Origin of the sequence: Methanosarcina sp., assembly GCF_035390745.1 — an archaeon.
Lineage (GTDB): Archaea > Halobacteriota > Methanosarcinia > Methanosarcinales > Methanosarcinaceae > Methanosarcina.
On record NZ_DAOOUJ010000060.1, the window covers coordinates 1 to 18,302 of the forward strand.

Annotated in this window: 19 protein-coding genes; 8 read left to right on the plus strand and 11 right to left on the minus strand. The window is 39.8% G+C overall.

Features of this window, described 5'->3' with window-relative positions; genetic code table 11:
* The coding region (locus tag PLL47_RS12090) for an arsenate reductase/protein-tyrosine-phosphatase family protein (RefSeq protein WP_502883700.1) at positions 1 to 184 on the plus strand (184 nt) is incomplete at its 5' end.
* A gap of 50 nt (positions 185 to 234) precedes the next feature.
* Here the strand turns inward: PLL47_RS12090 and PLL47_RS12095 are convergent.
* From PLL47_RS12095 to PLL47_RS12105, 3 genes are all read right to left on the minus strand, one after another.
* Positions 235 to 1,134 carry a permease gene (locus tag PLL47_RS12095; protein WP_324446456.1) on the minus strand — a complete coding sequence of 300 codons (900 nt, stop codon included), beginning with the start codon at positions 1,132 to 1,134 and terminating at the stop codon, positions 235 to 237.
* 176 nt (positions 1,135 to 1,310) lie between these two features.
* Positions 1,311 to 1,724, minus strand: coding sequence for an ArsR/SmtB family transcription factor (locus tag PLL47_RS12100; protein ID WP_324446457.1), 414 nt, complete (start codon positions 1,722 to 1,724; stop codon positions 1,311 to 1,313).
* 235 nt (positions 1,725 to 1,959) lie between these two features.
* Complete coding sequence (locus tag PLL47_RS12105; protein ID WP_324446458.1) at positions 1,960 to 2,265, minus strand: hypothetical protein; 306 nt, start codon at positions 2,263 to 2,265, stop codon at positions 1,960 to 1,962.
* A gap of 373 nt (positions 2,266 to 2,638) precedes the next feature.
* On the opposite strand from PLL47_RS12105, the gene PLL47_RS12110 reads away from it, so the two are divergent.
* From PLL47_RS12110 to PLL47_RS12120, 3 genes are all read left to right on the plus strand, one after another.
* Entirely contained in the window at positions 2,639 to 2,938 is a 300-nt protein-coding gene (locus tag PLL47_RS12110; RefSeq protein ID WP_324446459.1) for an ArsR/SmtB family transcription factor, read from the plus strand.
* A gap of 358 nt (positions 2,939 to 3,296) precedes the next feature.
* Entirely contained in the window at positions 3,297 to 4,268 is a 972-nt protein-coding gene (locus tag PLL47_RS12115; RefSeq protein WP_324446460.1) for a permease, read from the plus strand.
* A gap of 145 nt (positions 4,269 to 4,413) precedes the next feature.
* The gene (locus PLL47_RS12120; RefSeq protein ID WP_324446461.1) at positions 4,414 to 5,301 is read left to right on the plus strand and encodes a universal stress protein; all 888 of its coding nucleotides are present in this window, start codon (positions 4,414 to 4,416) and stop codon (positions 5,299 to 5,301) included.
* 73 nt (positions 5,302 to 5,374) lie between these two features.
* Here PLL47_RS12120 and PLL47_RS12125 read toward each other — a convergent pair whose 3' ends face one another.
* Positions 5,375 to 5,740 (minus strand): carboxymuconolactone decarboxylase family protein, encoded by a 366-nt coding sequence (locus PLL47_RS12125; protein ID WP_502883701.1) that lies wholly within the window; start codon positions 5,738 to 5,740, stop codon positions 5,375 to 5,377.
* A gap of 158 nt (positions 5,741 to 5,898) precedes the next feature.
* On the opposite strand from PLL47_RS12125, the gene PLL47_RS12130 reads away from it, so the two are divergent.
* Complete coding sequence (locus PLL47_RS12130; protein ID WP_324446473.1) at positions 5,899 to 6,219, plus strand: DUF6951 family protein; 321 nt, start codon at positions 5,899 to 5,901, stop codon at positions 6,217 to 6,219.
* A gap of 69 nt (positions 6,220 to 6,288) precedes the next feature.
* Here the strand turns inward: PLL47_RS12130 and PLL47_RS12135 are convergent, their stop codons facing one another.
* The gene (locus PLL47_RS12135; RefSeq protein ID WP_502883702.1) at positions 6,289 to 7,737 is read right to left on the minus strand and encodes a right-handed parallel beta-helix repeat-containing protein; all 1,449 of its coding nucleotides are present in this window, start codon (positions 7,735 to 7,737) and stop codon (positions 6,289 to 6,291) included.
* A gap of 432 nt (positions 7,738 to 8,169) precedes the next feature.
* Here PLL47_RS12135 and PLL47_RS12140 point away from each other — a divergent pair, with 432 nt between their 5' ends.
* Positions 8,170 to 8,490: a DUF6951 family protein gene (locus PLL47_RS12140; RefSeq protein ID WP_324446464.1), complete on the plus strand. Its 321-nt coding sequence runs from the start codon at positions 8,170 to 8,172 to the stop codon at positions 8,488 to 8,490.
* Between the two features lie 67 nt (positions 8,491 to 8,557).
* Here the strand turns inward: PLL47_RS12140 and PLL47_RS12145 are convergent, their stop codons facing one another.
* From PLL47_RS12145 to PLL47_RS12160, 4 genes are all read right to left on the minus strand, one after another.
* Entirely contained in the window at positions 8,558 to 9,010 is a 453-nt protein-coding gene (locus tag PLL47_RS12145) for a permease (RefSeq protein ID WP_324446465.1), read from the minus strand.
* 65 nt (positions 9,011 to 9,075) lie between these two features.
* Entirely contained in the window at positions 9,076 to 9,558 is a 483-nt protein-coding gene (locus tag PLL47_RS12150; protein WP_324446466.1) for a permease, read from the minus strand.
* Between the two features lie 236 nt (positions 9,559 to 9,794).
* Positions 9,795 to 11,069, minus strand: coding sequence for a hypothetical protein (locus tag PLL47_RS12155; protein ID WP_324446467.1), 1,275 nt, complete (start codon positions 11,067 to 11,069; stop codon positions 9,795 to 9,797).
* 518 nt (positions 11,070 to 11,587) lie between these two features.
* Entirely contained in the window at positions 11,588 to 12,286 is a 699-nt protein-coding gene (locus tag PLL47_RS12160) for a class I SAM-dependent methyltransferase (RefSeq protein WP_324446468.1), read from the minus strand.
* Positions 12,287 to 12,847: 561 nt separating this feature from the next.
* Here PLL47_RS12160 and PLL47_RS12165 point away from each other — a divergent pair.
* Positions 12,848 to 13,207: an ArsR/SmtB family transcription factor gene (locus PLL47_RS12165; protein WP_324446469.1), complete on the plus strand. Its 360-nt coding sequence runs from the start codon at positions 12,848 to 12,850 to the stop codon at positions 13,205 to 13,207.
* 142 nt (positions 13,208 to 13,349) lie between these two features.
* Here PLL47_RS12165 and PLL47_RS12170 read toward each other — a convergent pair whose 3' ends face one another.
* Positions 13,350 to 13,691 (minus strand): carboxymuconolactone decarboxylase family protein, encoded by a 342-nt coding sequence (locus PLL47_RS12170; RefSeq protein WP_324446470.1) that lies wholly within the window; start codon positions 13,689 to 13,691, stop codon positions 13,350 to 13,352.
* A 73-nt stretch (positions 13,692 to 13,764) separates the two neighbouring features.
* Positions 13,765 to 13,917, minus strand: coding sequence for a hypothetical protein (locus PLL47_RS12175; protein ID WP_324446471.1), 153 nt, complete (start codon positions 13,915 to 13,917; stop codon positions 13,765 to 13,767).
* A 691-nt stretch (positions 13,918 to 14,608) separates the two neighbouring features.
* Here PLL47_RS12175 and PLL47_RS12180 point away from each other — a divergent pair.
* Positions 14,609 to 18,302, plus strand: a 3,694-nt coding sequence (locus PLL47_RS12180) for a beta strand repeat-containing protein (RefSeq protein ID WP_324446472.1), incomplete at its 3' end; no start/stop codon positions are given.

Consider the following 18,302-nt stretch of genomic DNA (forward strand, 5'->3'; position numbering starts at 1 on the left):
TCTCAGAGCCACAATTGTTAATCCTCGTGCTGTCCAGGTAATGAAAGAAGCTGGCATTGACATTTCCAGTCAATACTCCAAAACTCTCAAAGAATTTCAGGATACCATCTTTGATATAGCTGTCACGGTATGTGATCGGGCTAAAGTTTCCTGTCCTATCTGCAGTACGAACCTTGATCTTTGATCCTGGCACGGATCTGCTTGCTGGTACTATTATTGAATTTTTTGCAGTTTTCACAATACCAGCAGGTTTGCAAGATATCCTGCAATCACAGCTATGGAAAAAACTGTCACAACAAAGGCTGCCAGTAACCTCTTCTTGAATATCGATGAAAGAAGCGTTATCTCGGGTATGCTGGCTCCTGCACCGCCGATTACCAGTGCCAGAACGGCTCCAATGCTCATTCCCTTTTCGATGAGCGCAAGACCAATGGGAATCATAGTCTCAGCCCGGATATAGATGGGAACGCCGATAATTGCAGCAACAGGTACTGCCAGAGGATTGTTCGGTCCGGCGAGACGGGAAATAATCTCCGTGGGTACGAATCCGTGAATGAATGCCCCAATCCCAGCTCCAAGAAGGAGATAAGGCACAAGCTGACGGAAAAGACTAAACGCGAATACTGCAGACCGCTGAATCCGGGATTTCGCGTCCGTTGCCTGCTGACAATTGCAGTTGTTTCGTACAACAGCAACCGGCTTAATCTGACTGGAGAAGCCAAAACTATCAAGTAAGAGGCCGATGACAATTGTTGACACGAAGACGACGGCAAAATAAAGAGCAGCTATTTTCCAGCCCAGTAAAATGATAAACAGGGATATTATTACAGGGTTTAGCAAAGGCGACGAGAACAGAAATGCCATTGCTGCAGCAAAAGGCACACCAGCCTTTAGCATTCCCAGAAGAAGCGGTATTGTTGAACAGGAACAGAAAGGAGTAAGTGCACCAAATCCTGCCCCAAGGACGCTGCCTATAACTTTGTTCCGTCCTCCCATAGCCTTTTTTATGGTTTCTTCAGGTACATACTCCTGAATAAGCCCTACGAGAAAAGTTATGCCTATGAATAAAACAGTAAGCTCTACGGCGATTTCAATAAAGAACCTGGCCGCCAAAGTAAAATTATCCCAGAACATCCTGATCTTCCTCAAAATCTTCTTTTTCACAAATTATCGAGAGCTACAGCTATTGGAAACTTGAAATCCCCACATTGACCTCTCAGGAACCTGACTTTTCTGAAGCTTAAAACGTTTTTGAAGGGTTCAACCTCGTCCCCAGATACTGCTTTCAAAAAGGGGACTTTACTGGAAGTTCACTCATCAGTTAGCAGTTTAGCCTGGTTAAGTATTTCGATAACTGCTCCTTCCGAGAGGCGAAAGTAAGACCATTTCCCTTCTTTTCTTTCCTTAATCAGGCCCGCATTTTTCAGCACTGAAAGATGATGAGAAACAGTTGATTGGGAATTGGAAAGTGCAATTGTTAATTCACAGGCACAGAGTTCTCCTTCTTTCAGTAATTTTATAATCTTGAGCCGATTTGGATCTGCAAGGGCTTTAAATATCCTGGTTTCCGAGTGTATTGCTTCTTCGTCCAGCCCATTTACCAGAGAACTGAGTTTCTGCGTTCTTACCTCTAACTGGTCACGATCAAAAATAAAACGTTTCAATCTTTCAATTTCCACTTCATTCTTTCTTTTATCTACACACGATTTCCTTTCGGTTTCCATGAATCTACCTGCAGCAGCTACTACCGCTTTCTAAAGGGAGCAGCATGTTTTTACTCTGTTCTTTTGACCAGCATTTCACGCATAGCTTTATGGTTCCTAAATCCTTGTGATTTGCCCGGAGTAAAGAATTTTCTTCTTTTCCGCAAATTGAGCATTTGAAGTTCATTCCAGTAGCCTCAAAACAAAATATATTCAGGGAAGGGGAAAAATCTCATATTCATATAAATAGATATGATTATTTTCTTTTCTCCTGCCAGTATGTTTCATATTCCTTTAGCACTGCGATTTTGAATTTCTTCATATCTTCTTCAGGAATTTCATTTATCGTTGTGAGATTTCGAACAAGTTCTTCAATATCTATATTCTCCGGAGTCTTGCCGGCAACTTTCTGTTTTTCAAATTCCTCTTCTAACCCGGCAATTTCCAGATCTTTGTTGTCAACTTTAATATTTTTGACGCTAACAATAGAAGGACCACAACAGCAGCAACTTTTATCAGTTCCTGTGATTTTTCCAAGTAAATTCTTTCCAAGTTTTCCCATCAAACAGGTCTCCTTTTTTGGCATATAGCTACATATCAAAGAATATTGATATTTATATTTGTCGATATGATATAAAAAGATAGCGCCCATGAAGAGTTGGGCTGCAAAATAACCCTAAAAGGCGGCAATTAAACACGAAGCAAATACGGGGAACTGGAAAGTTTTAAGGATAATTACCAGATCGTAATTTCCAAATTGTGGGTCAGGAGAAGAAAAAGTACAGAAATATGAATAATCAGAACTCAACTGAAGTTTTTAAAAAAAGCATGAGGGTCATTCAATTTGAAGTCCTCCTCTTCTTCAGATAACAAACAGCAAGTTAAATTTTTTGAGTTAGAAAAGTATATATATATTACATTCAATGGATGTTGATATGATTAATGAAGAAAATTTGCAGCTTTTCAAAGCCCTTAGCGAAGATACGAGATATAGAATTATCAAGGCTTTAATCGAATCTGAGTGCACATGTGGAGGAAATAAACACGGCAATAAAGGAGAAATATGCGCATGTGAAATACCAGAAATCATTGGTAAAACTCAATCGAATACCTCAATGCACCTTGCAAAACTACAGGATTGGGGGATAATTAAAGTAAGAAAAGAAGGGAAAAAGAGGTTATACTCAATCCAGAACGATAAAATCAGGAAAATTTTAGAGGTACTTGAAGAATAAGATGGTGTACCACGCAGGTAAAATTCAAGATTTATATCCTTTAATGTTTTAAATTGACAGAATGGTTTACGTTCTCTTTTTTGCGTAACATTACACTTACCTGCACCTCAAGTGTTTCAGGATTTTTTTCTAAATTTCCATTGTTTGTTTTCTCATTGTTTAGCGATTTTGCGGACTTATTTTCAGAGATCATGTTTGAAGATCTGGCTGCCAATAAAAAGTATCAAGTTCAAATAAGTCAAAAATTCAAAGTTCGACAGGAACACTTATATAGAATACAACATATCAATATATAATGATATATTCGAGGATTGAACTGAAAATAAAGAAATAATAAACATAAAGAAGGAACAAAAAAATGGTTGACATATTCTACCCCCTTCAATGGATTGCTGACAAACTGACTTATGATGTTTTCGGGATTACACCTGATACACAGCTCTCAGCCAGTGTCAATTTTATTATTTACGACGTAATGAAAATTTTTGTCCTATTAGCATTAATGATTTTTGTTGTTTCCTACATAAGGACCTATGTAACCCCGGAAAAAACCAGGAAAGTGCTCGGAGGCAAAAAAGGACTGCAATATCATTTATTAGCCTCTTTGATTGGGGCAGTTACTCCCTTCTGCTCCTGTTCATCAGTGCCGCTTTTTATTGGTTTTGTGGAAGCCGGAATTCCTCTTGGAGTGACTTTCTCCTTCCTTATTACCTCACCCCTGGTAAACGAAGCTGCAATTGCTGCACTGTGGGCGACTATGGGCCTTAAAGCAACTTTGATGTATACTATTTCAGGTATTTTACTTGGTGTTATTGGTGGGTATCTAATAGGTCTTCTGAAGATGGAAAAATACGTAGCTGATTTTGTTTACAGGGTAAAAGTAGGAGATTCAAATAAAAACGCCAGAGATCTGAGTGTAAAAGAAAGAACTGCTGCCGCCTATGAATCTGTAAAGGACATAGTGGAAAAAGTCTGGATTTATGTGATTATCGGAGTTGTCCTTGGAGGAATTTTCCACGGCTATGCCCCCGAAGGTATCCTGGCAAAATATGCAGGAGAGGATAATTTACTTGCAGTCCCAATTGCAGTTCTAATTGGAGTGCCTCTCTACTCAAACATTATGGGTATGATTCCTATTCTGGAAAGTCTTATAGGAAAAGGACTTCCAGTAGGCACTGCTCTTGCCTTTATTATGGGAGTAACTGCACTTTCTCTTCCAGAAATGATAATCTTGAAAAAAGTACTTAAAAACGAACTGATAGCTGCCTTTGTCATAATCGTTACCTTATGTATAATCTTTACAGGATATTTATTCAACATTATTCTGTAAGCTTTGCGTTCAAAACTTAAAAGAGGGTTTGCATGCCTTATTTATACTGATAGAAGAATACTACTAAAAGGGGCTTTAAAGAAAAGGGCTTTAAAGGGAAAAACGATTAAAAATGTCAGCGTAGTCTGAAACAGGGGGAATAGAATTGATTGAAACTGTACTTGTTCCTGTTGATTTTAATATAGAAGCGGAAGATTTGCTCGCCGGCATAGGTGAACTTAAAAACGCGGGATTGAAGAAGGTTATCCTGCTGCATGTGGTGGATATACACAAAAGCCAGGGGCTTGCCCCCATGTTTGAACGGAATGAAAAGGAAAGGATCGAGGAGTATGCAAATTTTGCCAGGGAACTCGGGATTGAAACCGAAGTTCTGGTAACGATAGGAGACATAAAAAGGACAATTTCAGAGACCGCAGACCGGGGAGATGTCGATGCGGTAATAATAGGAGCTACCACGAAAGGCTTCATAAAAGGAAAGCTTCTGGGAAGGACTGCAGAATACATAGCACGCAGTTCAAAGAAAATAATGCTGGTCGAAAAGTACGATGCTCTGAAAAAAGGAAAAGAAGTTTATGGAAAGGCATGCCGTTTGACATTCTCCAGAATACTTGTTCCTCTTGATTTTTCAAAAGAAGCAATGAAGGCGATAGAACAGCTTCAGGAATTTAAAGGAATAGCAAAAGAGGTTCTGCTTCTGCACGTAATAGACGACATAAAAGATATGGACATGCTGGACGAACAGATAGAAGAGGCAAAAGAAAAGCTCAGGAGAATAAAGGAGCGGCTTGCAGGCATAAAAAGCCAGTACCTTGTTGTTGAAGGCGTCCCATCCGATGAAATCGTAAAACTTGCCAGCATGGAAGACTTAACCATGATCATGCTGACCACCCGCGGAAAAGGAGATTTAGTTGACCTTATTCTCGGCAGCACGGCAGAAAATGTACTCAGGAAAACCACAAAGCCTGTACTGATCATCCCTGCAAGCAAAGAGTTTGATGGAGAAGAATGGGATGAAGGAGAAGAATACGCCTGAAAAGGAAAAAAGGAAAAGAAAGAAAAATTGAAAGATTAACTTATAAGGTTAATTCAAAACCCCTGCTCTAGACTCATTTCCCACAGCAGCAGCCTTTATCTTTTTCCGTTTTTTCTTCTTCCAGTTCCTCGGATTTTTTCTCTCCAAAGATGATGTCGTAAACGTTTTCTCCGTAAATGTTTGTCCAGCCGAGCTGAGATCCGCCAGCTATAAACATGGCAATAGCAATAGCCTCCGCAATTTCTTTTTTGCTGGCCCCAGCAGCAACAGCTCTCTGGGAGTGCGTATCAACACAGAACTGGCAGCGCATAAGGACAGAAGAGGCAATGGCTATAAGTTCCTTGGTCTTACGGTCAAGTTCTCCACCCTGGAAAATAGAATCTCTCAGTTTTCCGAAGGCTTCAGCAGTATCAGGCAGTATTTCGTTCATGAATGGCATATTATTCCTCCACTCAGTATTACAGTTTCAGGTTATAAAATACAGAAAGCCGTGTATCAATTTTCATTGATATCAAAAAGGAGGCATAAATAGAAAAATAATAAAAAGGAAATAAAGAAAAGCCGTTATAAGAGAATCAGATGAAAAAAGGTGACAGATTGACCGAAATCACAGTAAATTCTACAATTTGCGGTTTTACCCATAAAATTAAAGGAAGCATGAACGGCGATAAAATTATTGTGGACATTGAAACCCCATGCGAAAAAATAAAGAAGTTTTCGCATATGGAAATCCCCATGATGGAAACCCTGGACATCAAGGACAACTATGTGATCGATAAAGCACAGGAAGCACAGTGTTCCTCAAACTGCCTTGTGCCCTGTGCCTTACTGAATCTCTGCAAGCTTGAAAGCGGTTTTATGGCAAAGTCCCTGGCAAAAAAAGCAGGCAGTATAAGTATCAAATTCGATGAAGTCTAAACTTACCTTTTGATGTCTAAACTTACCTTTTGATAGCATTATTGACTGTTTTGGAAGGTTATTTCCATCTCAGTTAAATTTTTCTGGCTCATCTGAGAATTCAGAAGAAACAAATCCGGAATCAATGCAAGGAGAATTTGGTTTTAGTTGATAATTGTGTTTTTTCTGGTCTACAAAGAGAGGATCTGCATAGATGTCAGTGGTTGAGCTCGCGTTTTTGTAATTACCTGCAGAATTATTGTAAAGGCAGTTATTTTCCAGCACAAAGTTGTGGGTTTCAGGGAAGTTATCAATAACTCCATAACCTGTTCCTTCGGGGTTGTGTTTGCGTTCTAAAGTATTCGTGATAATGTTGTTACGCATTATGGTCGTATAATTCCCGCCTGTGCCTTTTGGAGTGAAGTCGATGTCGTCACTCAGACCAGATGGATACATATACACAACAGCCGCGTTGTAATTCCCATCAAAAACATTGTTTTCTATGAGAGTATCGTAAAACCCGCTTGTTACTATGCCGCCCAACCAGTCATAAGTCGGATGAGTGCCACACCCATAGAATGTATTGTGATGTATATGGACGTTTTTGGCCTCGTCTTTTGCGTATGTCTCACCATATGCTATAAGCCAGATACCTGGACCATACGTATCATAAATCGTATTATTATATACTTCGATATCGTTCATCGGTTGGGCTTCTTTTTCTCTAATATACTGTATCTGAATTCCCGGGCCTCCCGCATCTGTCTCAAACTCCGTATATATTGTGTTATCATGGAATTTTACATGGTTTGAGTTCCAGATTCTCAGTGCGGAGTTTGTCTTGCATCTAACGTTATTATTCCATGCTTCTACATTCTGACAGTCGATTGCAAAAAGACCGTCATGACCAAGCCTGTAAATCCGGTTGTCGTGGAATTCTATGTTTTTGCTGTCTTTTGTTCTCAGCCCGTCACCATGGCTGTCGTGCATGTAAATATCACAAACATGTATGTTGTTGCTGTTAAAGAAACTGATCAGGTTGTAATATCCTTCTCCTCTGTGTTTCTCCGCGTTTCCGTCGTAGTTTCCGTCGATCTCGAAGCCCTTTATAGTTATATTCTTTCCGGAATTACTCTTCTGGGTTATCAGCGGCTTTTCCTGCGGCCAGTCTGCTTTGTCTTTAAGCTTGATTACAGCTGTGGGGTCCCCTTGCAGAACCGTATCGTTTCCGATGAGAATACTATCTGAGATAACGTATGTGTCAGGGCCTTTTAAATGAACGGTAGTAAACTCAGGGTTTTCTGCTACGTATGCAAGAGCTTCATTAATCTCTATCTGGTCATCTGTTCCATCGCAATTGAAATCTCCACTCCCGTTCCCGGAAACATATATAGCTTTATTTAACTGATCAGGAGAACTTTCAGATTGTACAATATGAGGGAAGAGTACTCCCATTGTAATCAGGAAGATCAGAATTAAAATTAAAAATCCAGTTTTTTTCCTGCTTTGCCTTACATACATCAGATATTTTTCATCCATTTTTATCCCTATAATGAACTGGATCTCAGTCATGAGATCTTATGAGAGCGGAGATTTTAGTCTGACTCACAAAATAAATATGCACGTTATAGTCTGGAAGATATAGAAAATTTGTTATAATTAAAATTTACAGCAGGTTCCTGCATAACCATATAATGGAGATTTTTCAGCGTTACTACTCACCTTTTTATCCTGTGTAAAGCCAGATATATCCCTGGACTTTTTTCAGGTGGATAAACTTTCAGTTATCCAGTATCTCCGAAATCTCATATATAGTTCTTCAGTTATCCATTTATTTTCATAAAACACGTAAAGTCATATATCAACGAAATTTGATATCCTACAGAGACCTGATATTACTTTTCACCTGCTTTAAATTCTAACTAAAAATGGCAAGAAATATCTGTACAACCAAAAAGAGAAGGTGACGCATTGACTGAAATTATCGTAAATTCCGCTATCTGTGATTTTGTCCACACAATCCGTGGAAGCAAAAAAGGAAGTAAAATAATTGTTGACATTGAAACCCCATGTGAAAAGATAAAGAAATTTTCTCACATGGAAATTCCCATGATGGAAATACTGGATATTAAGAATAACTATGTAATTAACAGGGCACAGGAAGCCAAATGTTGCTCAAATTGTCTTGTACCCTGCGCAGTACTCAACCTTTGCAGATTGGAAAGTGGCTTTCTTGCAAAATCTCTGGCAAAAAAAGCAGGCAGCATCAGTATCGAATTTAAGGATGTTTAAGACTGGAAAGCACCGAAAAGCATTGATAAAAATAATAATTTGATAGGATGGGTTGATTTTTGAATTTTTATGCTTTTACTTCTTCCACCTTAAAATCACTGCCAACGATTTTTTCCATAAAATATCCTGTAAGTATAAACAGCGGAAGGGAGATTAGAGTCCTTGCAACTGTAAATTTTATCCCCAGGTAACCGATCTCTATTCCCAGCATAGGTAACTTCATGGATGAAAAAGCTCCTAAATAAATGAAAATATTCCTCACAGATGCACCTTTTTTACACAAAATATATGCAACAGGAAATGCTCCGTAAAGCGGGCCTGCCTGAAGCATTGCTAGCAAAATAACTATAAAAATGCCTTTAACTCCAGACTCTTTACCTATATGCTTTTCAAGCAACTCTTTTGGAACCCAGACATCAAAAAGTCCGATTATTATGAACAGGAAAGGAACAAATGAAATCATTTCCATAAAAAATTCATTAAAATTAGAATATATCATAAGTCCTGGCTTGAACCCCATAAAATATGAACTCAAGGAAAAGAGGACAAACAACATAACCCACATATAGTTTTTCAGATATTTCTTCACATTAACCATCCCACAAAAATTCCTATTATTATTGCCGCAATCAGGTTCAGGATATTCCTCATTATTGCTGCTTTCTTACCAAAATACCTGATCTCGAGAGGCAGTGTGACAACTCCTACCATCATAAGAGTAGTTATGAAAACTGCAACGACAGAGTAAGTTGCGCCCTGATTAAGCAAAGTAGCAGCCAGAGGATATGAGATGAAGCCGGGTATCAAAGTTATTGACCCTACGAACGCAGCTATTCCAAAACCATAAAAGCCAGAATTGGCTCCAAGATATTTCACGATTAAGTAATCGGGAATGAAAAAAAGCACTATACTTATAAGAATTAGGATATTGAGAAACGGATGGAAAATATTGAAAAACATTTTTCCGCCTTTCTTCAGGCCAAGAAATGTCTTATCTTTATCCAGAATAAAAGAAATTAGTACGCTTATACCAGTCAGCAATCCAAAGATAAATGTATTGCTAAACATTACTTTTCTCCGATTATCTAAAAAATGATCCTGATTTTGCGCATCAAGTGCATAACTCATATTATTGTTTCAAAATTAATTAAAATAATATATATAAGGATTCCTGTTTCAAAGATATTTGAAACAGTCCATATTAAATTCCAGGAAATATGATAAATATGGGAATATTGCATAATTCTTTATGAATCAGTTGCCCAGGTGTTATCTTTATATAAAGTGTTCAAATCGCTTGATTGTTAAAAAGATACACTGTAAGTATGGTTATTTTCAACCCGGAATGTAATCGATTTGTCCTGCTCTATTCTGTAATCAAGGATTTTATCAGACGTATTATCATAGACCCGGGTACCCGTTTCAGCCATTATATTCACATTTATCAGGGCATCTGAGCCGTTTGTGTGCGTTTTAAATACGATAGAATGTTCGGTATATTCTGTAACATCAAAGCTGGCTTCATGAGTATTGCGGCTTATTTGACCGTGCTCGTAAAAAGAGACTATGGATATGCCTTTTGAATTGTAGTTATCTACCCAGTTCAGGAATTTTGAGCGGCTGATTGAGTATTTAATAGCTGGGTCCAGATCAAGTTCATGCGTAAAAGCCGGATACACCATGCCTGCCCTGGATACAGGTTTCCACCATTCCCAGGTATCGTCGTCCAGGTTTCCAACATCATTTTCTGCGTGGATTCCCGAGTCTCCGTTTCTCCAGAACATCCCCAGTTTCTCATATGCATAAACAGCGTGTGTAACGTTGTCTTTGTTTCGCATAGAGCACCAGGTTGTCGGCTTTTGTCCTATTTTCTCATAAACGTATGAATATCCTTCTTCCATTACTTTATAAGCCTGTTCAACCGGCAGGCTGTTCAGTTCTTTAGAATAGTGCACCCCAGTTTCCCATGAGTAATTGGAAACCAGACTGCGAAGGTATTCAAGGTCTGATCCACTGCACTGCTCAAGAATTTCGATATCGAACCAGATCGTGCCCCTGTTATTTTTGCTGTTGAGATAGAGTATACCCTTCTCGGTTGTATTTCCTGCATGAGGACCGTCAAGACCGAAAGGAAGCAGCTTGCAGTCTCCGATTGCTGTTATTAATTTCCTCTCTGCTTTCTGGGTTATACTGTAAATGTTGACATCGAGAAAAGTGCTTTTTCCGGCAAGAAAAGATGTGAACCTGATATATCCACCGGAGAAATCCAGATAAGGCAGCCTTTGTCTCTCAAGATTATAAAAGGGAGTCGTGATAAAATTGCCATCTTTTGTGGTGATTGTATTTGTCTTATTGTACCCGTCAAACTTAATTTCAAAATCAAGTTTCTCTGCAATATTTCCCAGAGATATGGTTTCATGCCCTATACCGCCGGAAGAGCTTTCAAAGAAACTTTTCAAAACAACTCTGCCATTTATTTCCTGAATTATCAGCTTTGAACCCGGGCTGTTAAGTTCGACAAAACTGTGAGTGTCGTCCGTTTTTATATCAAGCGAGATTTGATAGTTAGATTCGACCATTGGCGTAAACCTGCAGATGTAAAGAGATCCGGTTTGCCTTGGCTGGCCCTGATAATGGACAGAGGGGAGAGAGGCGGATTCGCAGAACCTGTGAGTATCACGGAATATCGTTAAATTGCCCGCAAACCTGGAGATTCCTGTACAAAAAACAGAATCTAAAGCTGGAAGTAAACTGCAGGGGGATAAACCTGTGTCTCTTGTAGTTTTATACGTGAGCCCTTTTGAAAGGTCATTAAAAAAGATCTGCGGCTTCAGCGCCCCGTAAATTGCTGAATATAACCGGTCATAAATTTTATTCTCCTGAAGTTTTGCAATAAAAATATTGTCCGGAACACTGCTGATTTTAAAATAATCCTGTGAAAACAGAGTAATGGTACCCTGATCAATGTTATTGGGGTTTTCTGGATTAAATGTGTCTGGGGAAATGCTAACTCCTCCAATACAGGGCGCGATAACGGATAACCTGAAAAGATGAATAATCCGGGAAGAAGGTTTTTAGATAACAGCAAGGACTCTTTTCACGAGAGTATTGCATGATACTTGTACTCATAATACATGGACTGAACAAACTCCATATCAAAACCATGTTTATTTGCAATTTCCTCTATTTTACGGGGGTCATGAGAATATCCAAGAATATCTCTGGGACGATTATTCAGGCTCGCTAAGATAAGTTCACGAATTTCGAAACCGATTTTGCGAAGGATTTTCCAGGACCTGGCGTCCCGTGAGAAGAAACCTATTTTCCACAACAGATACAGGCGGGGGTCCAGCAGGTCAAAAAGAACTATTTTACCCCCTTTATTCAGATACTTTGATGCATTGGCAATAAAAGTATCAACTTCTTCATATGTGAGGTACTGGATCACCCCGGCTGCAGTTATCCGGTCAAAGGAAAAATCAAGCTTATCCCAGACAGTTTTATCGTCAGCCAGGATTAAAGTTACATTTTCACACTTTCTTTCCATGATTCTTTTGTTTGCTTCATCAAGCATTGATGCTGAGAAATCGGCTCCGACCAGACGTTCATATTCCAGCGCATAGTAAACAAGGAGTTCTCCGGCACCACAGCCGAAGTCGAGAAGCGTTTTTCCTCCATCCAGGTGATATAACTTTTCCCTGGCTTCTTTGGATAAAAATTCCTCAGCCGAGGACCTGTGACCTCCGTTTCTCCTGTTTGCAAAAAACTCTTCCCAGACCTTTCTTGATTCAGGCATGTTTTTTAAACCCCCAAAATGCTTTGATATGCGTTTACAACGTGCAATCAAGCCGTTATATTGAGTGATTTCTCTTAATGTCTAAGCAACCGATTTGTGAATTAATGAGAAGACCGAAAGTAATTCCACTCATATGCACATAAATATTTATAGTTATCGGATTAAAAATTCATTTTATTAGACAGCTGAAGACGCCAACGTTATTGTTTTTCCACATAAGTCTAAAAGATACAGCATATCTGAATTCATGCAAATTTGAATGCATTATTTTGGGTCCAGATGTGGAAATTATATAGTTGTTCCAAATAAAACAGAAGAATAACCTATATAAAAGTTATTAGATATAATATATTTAGGAAGAGTAGTACGGATATCTAATCACACTAAGAAACAGAAGATAGAGATACAGGACACTTAAAACGGAAAGGACACTTAAAACGGGAGAATCCTGTTATGGAACTTTCTTAAGTCTTCCGGGAAATCACCTATAAAAATAACCGGATTGATATCAAAAAAATTGATATAAAAAACCTTATTTAGAAAGCTTAACTTCTTTTATTTATGAGCTATTGCTGTCCTGCAGATCCCGAGAAAAAAAGGGAATGGGAAGAGAAAATGATCCAGGAAATAGATTTTCTGGACAATGACATCAAAAAAGCCAGTGAAATATTCAGTGCTCTCGGGCATCCTATTAGATTAAAAATTGTTTATTTTCTCTCTCAGAGAGAACACTGTGTCTGCGAACTGATATTCAAGTTAAACGAAAGACAGAACCTGGTTTCCCATCACCTGGCAATTTTGAAAAACTGCGGGATCATCGAAGCCTACAACATCTCAAAATGGCGGTTTTACAGGTTAAACCCCGAGTTTGCAGGAATTTTGAAGACAATATCCCGGATGCAAAATAAAAAACAGGAATAAAGATCAGAAGCCATCAAACCAATTCCCTGATATAAATCCATCAAACTAATTCCCTGATATCACCCAAATACCCGGAAGAGAATAAAAATTAGTTTTCTTTTATCTTTAATACGGCTTTTTCGGCAGCTTACACTTTCTCTCTTTACTCTCCACAGCAACAGCAGGAATACTCTTCTTCTTTATCTCCCTCAAAAATTTTGTCGTATATGTTTTCACCATACACATTTGTCCACCCTATCTGCGACCCGGCAGCAACGAACATGGCAACTGCTATTGCTTCAGCAATTTCTTCCTTTGCAGCTCCTGCAGCAAGCGCCCTCTGGGAATGCACATCTACACAGAACTGGCAGCGCATAAGGACAGAAGATGCAATAGCAATCAGTTCTTTTGTTTTGACGTCAAGGAAGCCGTCCTTGAAAATGGAATCCCTCATCTGTCCGAAAGCTTCAGCGGTTTCTGGCAGCATCTCGTTTAGAAATGACATTTAAACTCCTCCGGTTAAATTGAAAAATGGAATAACACGCTCATAAGGGAATTATTCCCGGAATTTATCAGTATCAGCGCCCGGGTTTTCTGCATAAATTATTGTTCCAGCGCATTTCGCCACCCCGCGACTCGGGCTTATGCGTATACAGAAGGTCCTCATCATCTTCCTGTTTATCCTTTTCTGAATTTTCTTCCTCTGCTGGAATGCTATTTTTATCTTCCATTATTCTGTCTCCTTAAATTGATAACTCTTAAGACGTACTTAATTTCTGCTTAATAAATATCGGAAACCATATTTAAAAAACAGCGGACGAGTATCAAAAATAATTGATATAAAGAAATACAGGGTAAGGAATGAGAATCAAATATCAGAAGACTATCCTGGTTTTAAATCTAATTCAAACCTTTAGCCTGCATGCAGGGCGAGTCCAGCCTATAGGGATATCAGCCTCAAGTTTGCCGTTTTATTTTTGGGATTCCCTGTTCTTCATACTTCTTTTTCAATCTAACATAAAAATAACTATTTTTATTCACCTCATTTCCAGCTTTTCAAGATCAGATTCGTGTGGAGATTCCTAAAAGTAGTCCACTACCATGGAATTTGAAGCATTATATATTTTTATCAGTTTTTAAATAAATATTTATTGTCGAATGTAGTACTTCTTTTGAAAAAAGTTTTAATTGATCGGAAATTTTGTGGAACCAAATATGAAAACTGGAGAGAATCATTTTATGACTAAAAATCACGTAAATCCCACATTTATAAGCACCTTACTGACTGCTTTGATACCAGTTATGGACGATGCAGCAGCATTAAGGAACATATTAAGGAACATTCATTTGCATCTTGAAGTTCTACATCACAGAACCAAATACTCGCTAATGCTTACATTAATCCTTAGCACGGCCATCTTGATGAGTATTGTGCCCTTTGAAGCGCAGGCTTCCGGCGGCTCGTATACATTGAAATGGTATGCAGCTGACCCTTCATTGAACAATGCTCCATATTTGCCTACTTACACAAAGCTGACTCCTGCATCACTTGCGCCCCCGGGACCTGACGGCAGGTATGCAGATCCACTTGCAAATGCCGTAGCTTACGGTCCTACTTCTTCTTCTCTCGACGCTGTAACGTCTTTAGCTCCAAGGGACATGGCTCTTGGGCAGGTCGTGCCTTATGAGATGGTAATAACAGTCAGCGGCAGTACGGCTCCTGAAAATGGAACCATCCAATTTGTTACTACTTTTAACACTAATACAACTTCAGGTGGTAATTTTGGTTTTGATCCAGCATATATGATATATTCAGCTTTTGTTGATACTGCAGATGCTGGCACCATTGATCCATTAAATAATTCTAAAGTAGATAATTTCACTTCCACTATCATAGGTAGCGGCTCTTCTCAGCAGATACAGGGTACATTCAATGTTTCGGGCCTTGATAATGGTGACAGGGTGGTTGTTGAGATCTGGGTTGTCCTTAAGTCCACAGTTCCCACAGGAACCTCAGGCAACGTGCAGACAGGCTTGCCCAGTGCGAAGACTGCTACCGGTGACACAATCAATACTGGAACACAGACAGTGCCCCTTTTACAGGTAGGGAAGTTCTACACAAACGATGCCGATGTCTCAGTAGAGAAGGCAGACAGCCCTGATCCTGTGATCCAGGGAGAAAATCTCACTTATTCTCTTGTGGTGAAGAACAATTCTCCTGACACTGTCGCAAACGGAATTGTAGTCAATGATACACTCCCCTCCAATACAACCTTTGTTTCAGCTTCCGGCGCCTCTTACATAATTAGCGGGCAAAACCTCAGTTTCAATGTCGGTGCATTGAGTCCGGGACAATCGACTATAATAACAATAGTTACCGATGTGAGCAGGACAGCAGGGACAAACAACGACACTTCCACGAACTCCGAAGCTGGAACTGCAGGCCCTGCACCTGAAATATATGACCTTCTCAATATAGTCTCGGGGACCGCTATCACAGGCGATTCCAACACTGCAAACAATATTTACTATCAGCCGACTAATGTTTTGCTGGCCCATCCGTTTGCCCTCTTAGATAAAGTAGTCACAGATGTTGCAGGGAAGGGACCTGATGGTTATGTGACAGCGGCAGGAGAAGTAATCACTTATCAAATAAACGTGACCAATACCGGAAACATTGACTTAACAAATGTAACCCTGAATGATACTCTGATCAATCTGACGGGGCCAGCAGGAGATAACGCACCTGTAGGAATCCTGAATGTGGGAGAAAAATGGGTTTACACCGGAACTTACACAGTAAATCAGACAGACATCGATAGTAACGGTGGAGGAGACGGATTGATAAATAACACAGCAATCCTTGACTGTGATCAGCTTGCTCCAAAATCCGATTCTGCTGAAGTACCAGTACGTACAACACCGGCTTACATTATTGACAAAGTAGTTACGGATGTTGCAGGAAAGGGCCCTGAAGGGAATGTAACAGCAGCAGGAGAAGTAGTTACCTACAGGATTAACGTGACCAATGCTGGAAACGTTGACCTCACAAATGTGACCTTGAATGACTCCCTTATCAACCTGACAGTATATTCAGAGTCTCTGAGTACTAATGGAATCCTGAATGTGGGAGAAATATGGACATACACTGGAAATTACACAGTAACGCAGGATGATATAAACAGTGACGGCGGAGGAGACGGAGTAATAAACAACACAGCAACCGTTGACTGTGACCAGCTGGACCAAAAATCCGATTCTGCTGAGGCACCAATACAGGGAGTGACTGTTTACATCATTGACAAAGTAGTTACAGATGTTGCAGGACAGGGACCTTCAGGATATGCAACAGCAGCCGGTGATGTGATCAGCTACCAGATTAACGTGACCAATACTGGAAACGTCGACTTGACAAATGTAACCCTGAATGATTCTCTGATCGACCTGGCAGGATATTCAGAGTCTCTGAGCAATGATGAAATTTTGAATCCAGGAGAAACATGGACTTATACTGGAAATTATACAGTAACTCAGGAGGATATAAACAGTAACGGTGGAGGGGACGGATTAATAAGCAATACCGCAACCGTTGATTGTGACCAGCTGGACCAAAAATCCGATTCTGCTGAAGTACCAGTATGTACAACACCGGCTTACATCATTGACAAAGTAGTTACGGATGTTGCAGGAAAGGGGCCTTCAGGGCATGTAACATCAGCAGGAGAAGTAGTTACCTACAGGATTAACGTGACCAATGCAGGAAACGTCGACCTCACAAACGTTACCTTGAATGACTCTTTGATGAACATGAGTCTGATAGAACCAGCAGGTGATAATGCGCCTGTGGGAGTCCTGAATGTAGGAGAAATATGGACATATACAGTAAATTACACAGTAACTCAGGAAGACATAGACAATTACGGTACACCAGACGAAGATATTGATGAAGGCGTTGAAGGAGATATTGATAATACAGCAACCGTCGACTGTGACCAGCTGGACCCAAAATCACACTCCGCTGAAGTACCATTAGGAGTGCCGATTTACAGCATTGACAAAATAATAACGGATGTTGCCGGGAGAGGGCCAGCTGCAGATGTAACTGCAGTCGGAGATGTCATCACGTACCAGATAAACGTGAGTAATATAGGAAACCTTGATCTGTCAAATATAACTGTTAATGACTCTTTGATCACTCTAACAGGGCCAGAAGGAGATAATGCGCCTGTAGAAATCCTGAATGTGGGAGAGATCTGGACTTATACCGGGAATTATACGGTAACTCAGGATGATATAAACAATACCGTTGAAGGAAAAGGATTCATCAACAACACAGCAACTGTAAACTCAACTCAACTGGGCCCAATAAATGACAGCGTTACTGCACCAATATCTCTACCTATAGCTTACAGTATTGACAAAATAGTTACAAATGTTGCAGGTCAGGGACCGACAGCCAATATAACAGCGGCAGGAGATGTAATTGAATACCAGGTTAATGTGATAAACACCGGACAGGTCAAACTCACAAACGTAACTCTGAATGATTCTTTGATTTACCTGACAGGACCAGCAGAATCTCTAAATGCCGATTTAATCCTGGAGATAGGAGAGATCTGGACATACAACGGCACTTATACTGTTAATCAGACAGATATAGACAGTAATGGAGGAGGAGACGGGTTCATAGAAAATACGGCAACCGTTGATTGTGATCAGCTGGCATCGAAGCTAGACAGTGCTCAAGTGCCAATAATACAGAGTCCTGCTTTGACGATAGAAAAATCAGCAGATCCAACAACCTATTCTGCTGTTGGCCAGAACATCACATACACCTATAACGTTACTAACACTGGAAATGTCAATATTTCAGCACCGATTAACGTTACAGATGACAGACTTGGAGTAATTCCGTTAACGAGTGGAATACTGATACCTGGCCAGAGTGAATCGGTAACAGCTAACCACACAATTACTCAGGCTGACCTGGATGCTGGATCAATAACCAATGCAGCGTTTGCTACAGGTGTTTTCGGGAACAATACAACCGATTCTAACACGGATAACGAAACGGTAACAGCAGAACAGAATCCTGCTTTGACGATAGAAAAATCAG

Excerpts from the sequence above, each read along its gene's own strand:
- PLL47_RS12115 (WP_324446460.1), top strand. The coding sequence starts at position 3,297 with ATGGTTGACATATTCTACCCCCTTCAATGGATTGCTGACAAACTGACT.
- PLL47_RS12135 (WP_502883702.1), bottom strand. The coding sequence starts at position 7,737 with ATGGATGAAAAATATCTGATGTATGTAAGGCAAAGCAGGAAAAAAACT.
- PLL47_RS12175 (WP_324446471.1), bottom strand. The coding sequence starts at position 13,917 with ATGGAAGATAAAAATAGCATTCCAGCAGAGGAAGAAAATTCAGAAAAG.
- PLL47_RS12095 (WP_324446456.1), bottom strand. The coding sequence starts at position 1,134 with ATGTTCTGGGATAATTTTACTTTGGCGGCCAGGTTCTTTATTGAAATC.
- PLL47_RS12105 (WP_324446458.1), bottom strand. The coding sequence starts at position 2,265 with ATGGGAAAACTTGGAAAGAATTTACTTGGAAAAATCACAGGAACTGAT.
- PLL47_RS12160 (WP_324446468.1), bottom strand. The coding sequence starts at position 12,286 with ATGCCTGAATCAAGAAAGGTCTGGGAAGAGTTTTTTGCAAACAGGAGA.
- PLL47_RS12125 (WP_502883701.1), bottom strand. The coding sequence starts at position 5,740 with ATGCCATTCATGAACGAAATACTGCCTGATACTGCTGAAGCCTTCGGA.
- PLL47_RS12100 (WP_324446457.1), bottom strand. The coding sequence starts at position 1,724 with ATGGAAACCGAAAGGAAATCGTGTGTAGATAAAAGAAAGAATGAAGTG.
- PLL47_RS12170 (WP_324446470.1), bottom strand. The coding sequence starts at position 13,691 with ATGTCATTTCTAAACGAGATGCTGCCAGAAACCGCTGAAGCTTTCGGA.
- PLL47_RS12155 (WP_324446467.1), bottom strand. The coding sequence starts at position 11,069 with ATGGTCGAATCTAACTATCAAATCTCGCTTGATATAAAAACGGACGAC.
- PLL47_RS12150 (WP_324446466.1), bottom strand. The coding sequence starts at position 9,558 with ATGTTTAGCAATACATTTATCTTTGGATTGCTGACTGGTATAAGCGTA.
- PLL47_RS12165 (WP_324446469.1), top strand. The coding sequence starts at position 12,848 with ATGAGCTATTGCTGTCCTGCAGATCCCGAGAAAAAAAGGGAATGGGAA.
- PLL47_RS12110 (WP_324446459.1), top strand. The coding sequence starts at position 2,639 with ATGATTAATGAAGAAAATTTGCAGCTTTTCAAAGCCCTTAGCGAAGAT.
- PLL47_RS12145 (WP_324446465.1), bottom strand. The coding sequence starts at position 9,010 with ATGGGGTTCAAGCCAGGACTTATGATATATTCTAATTTTAATGAATTT.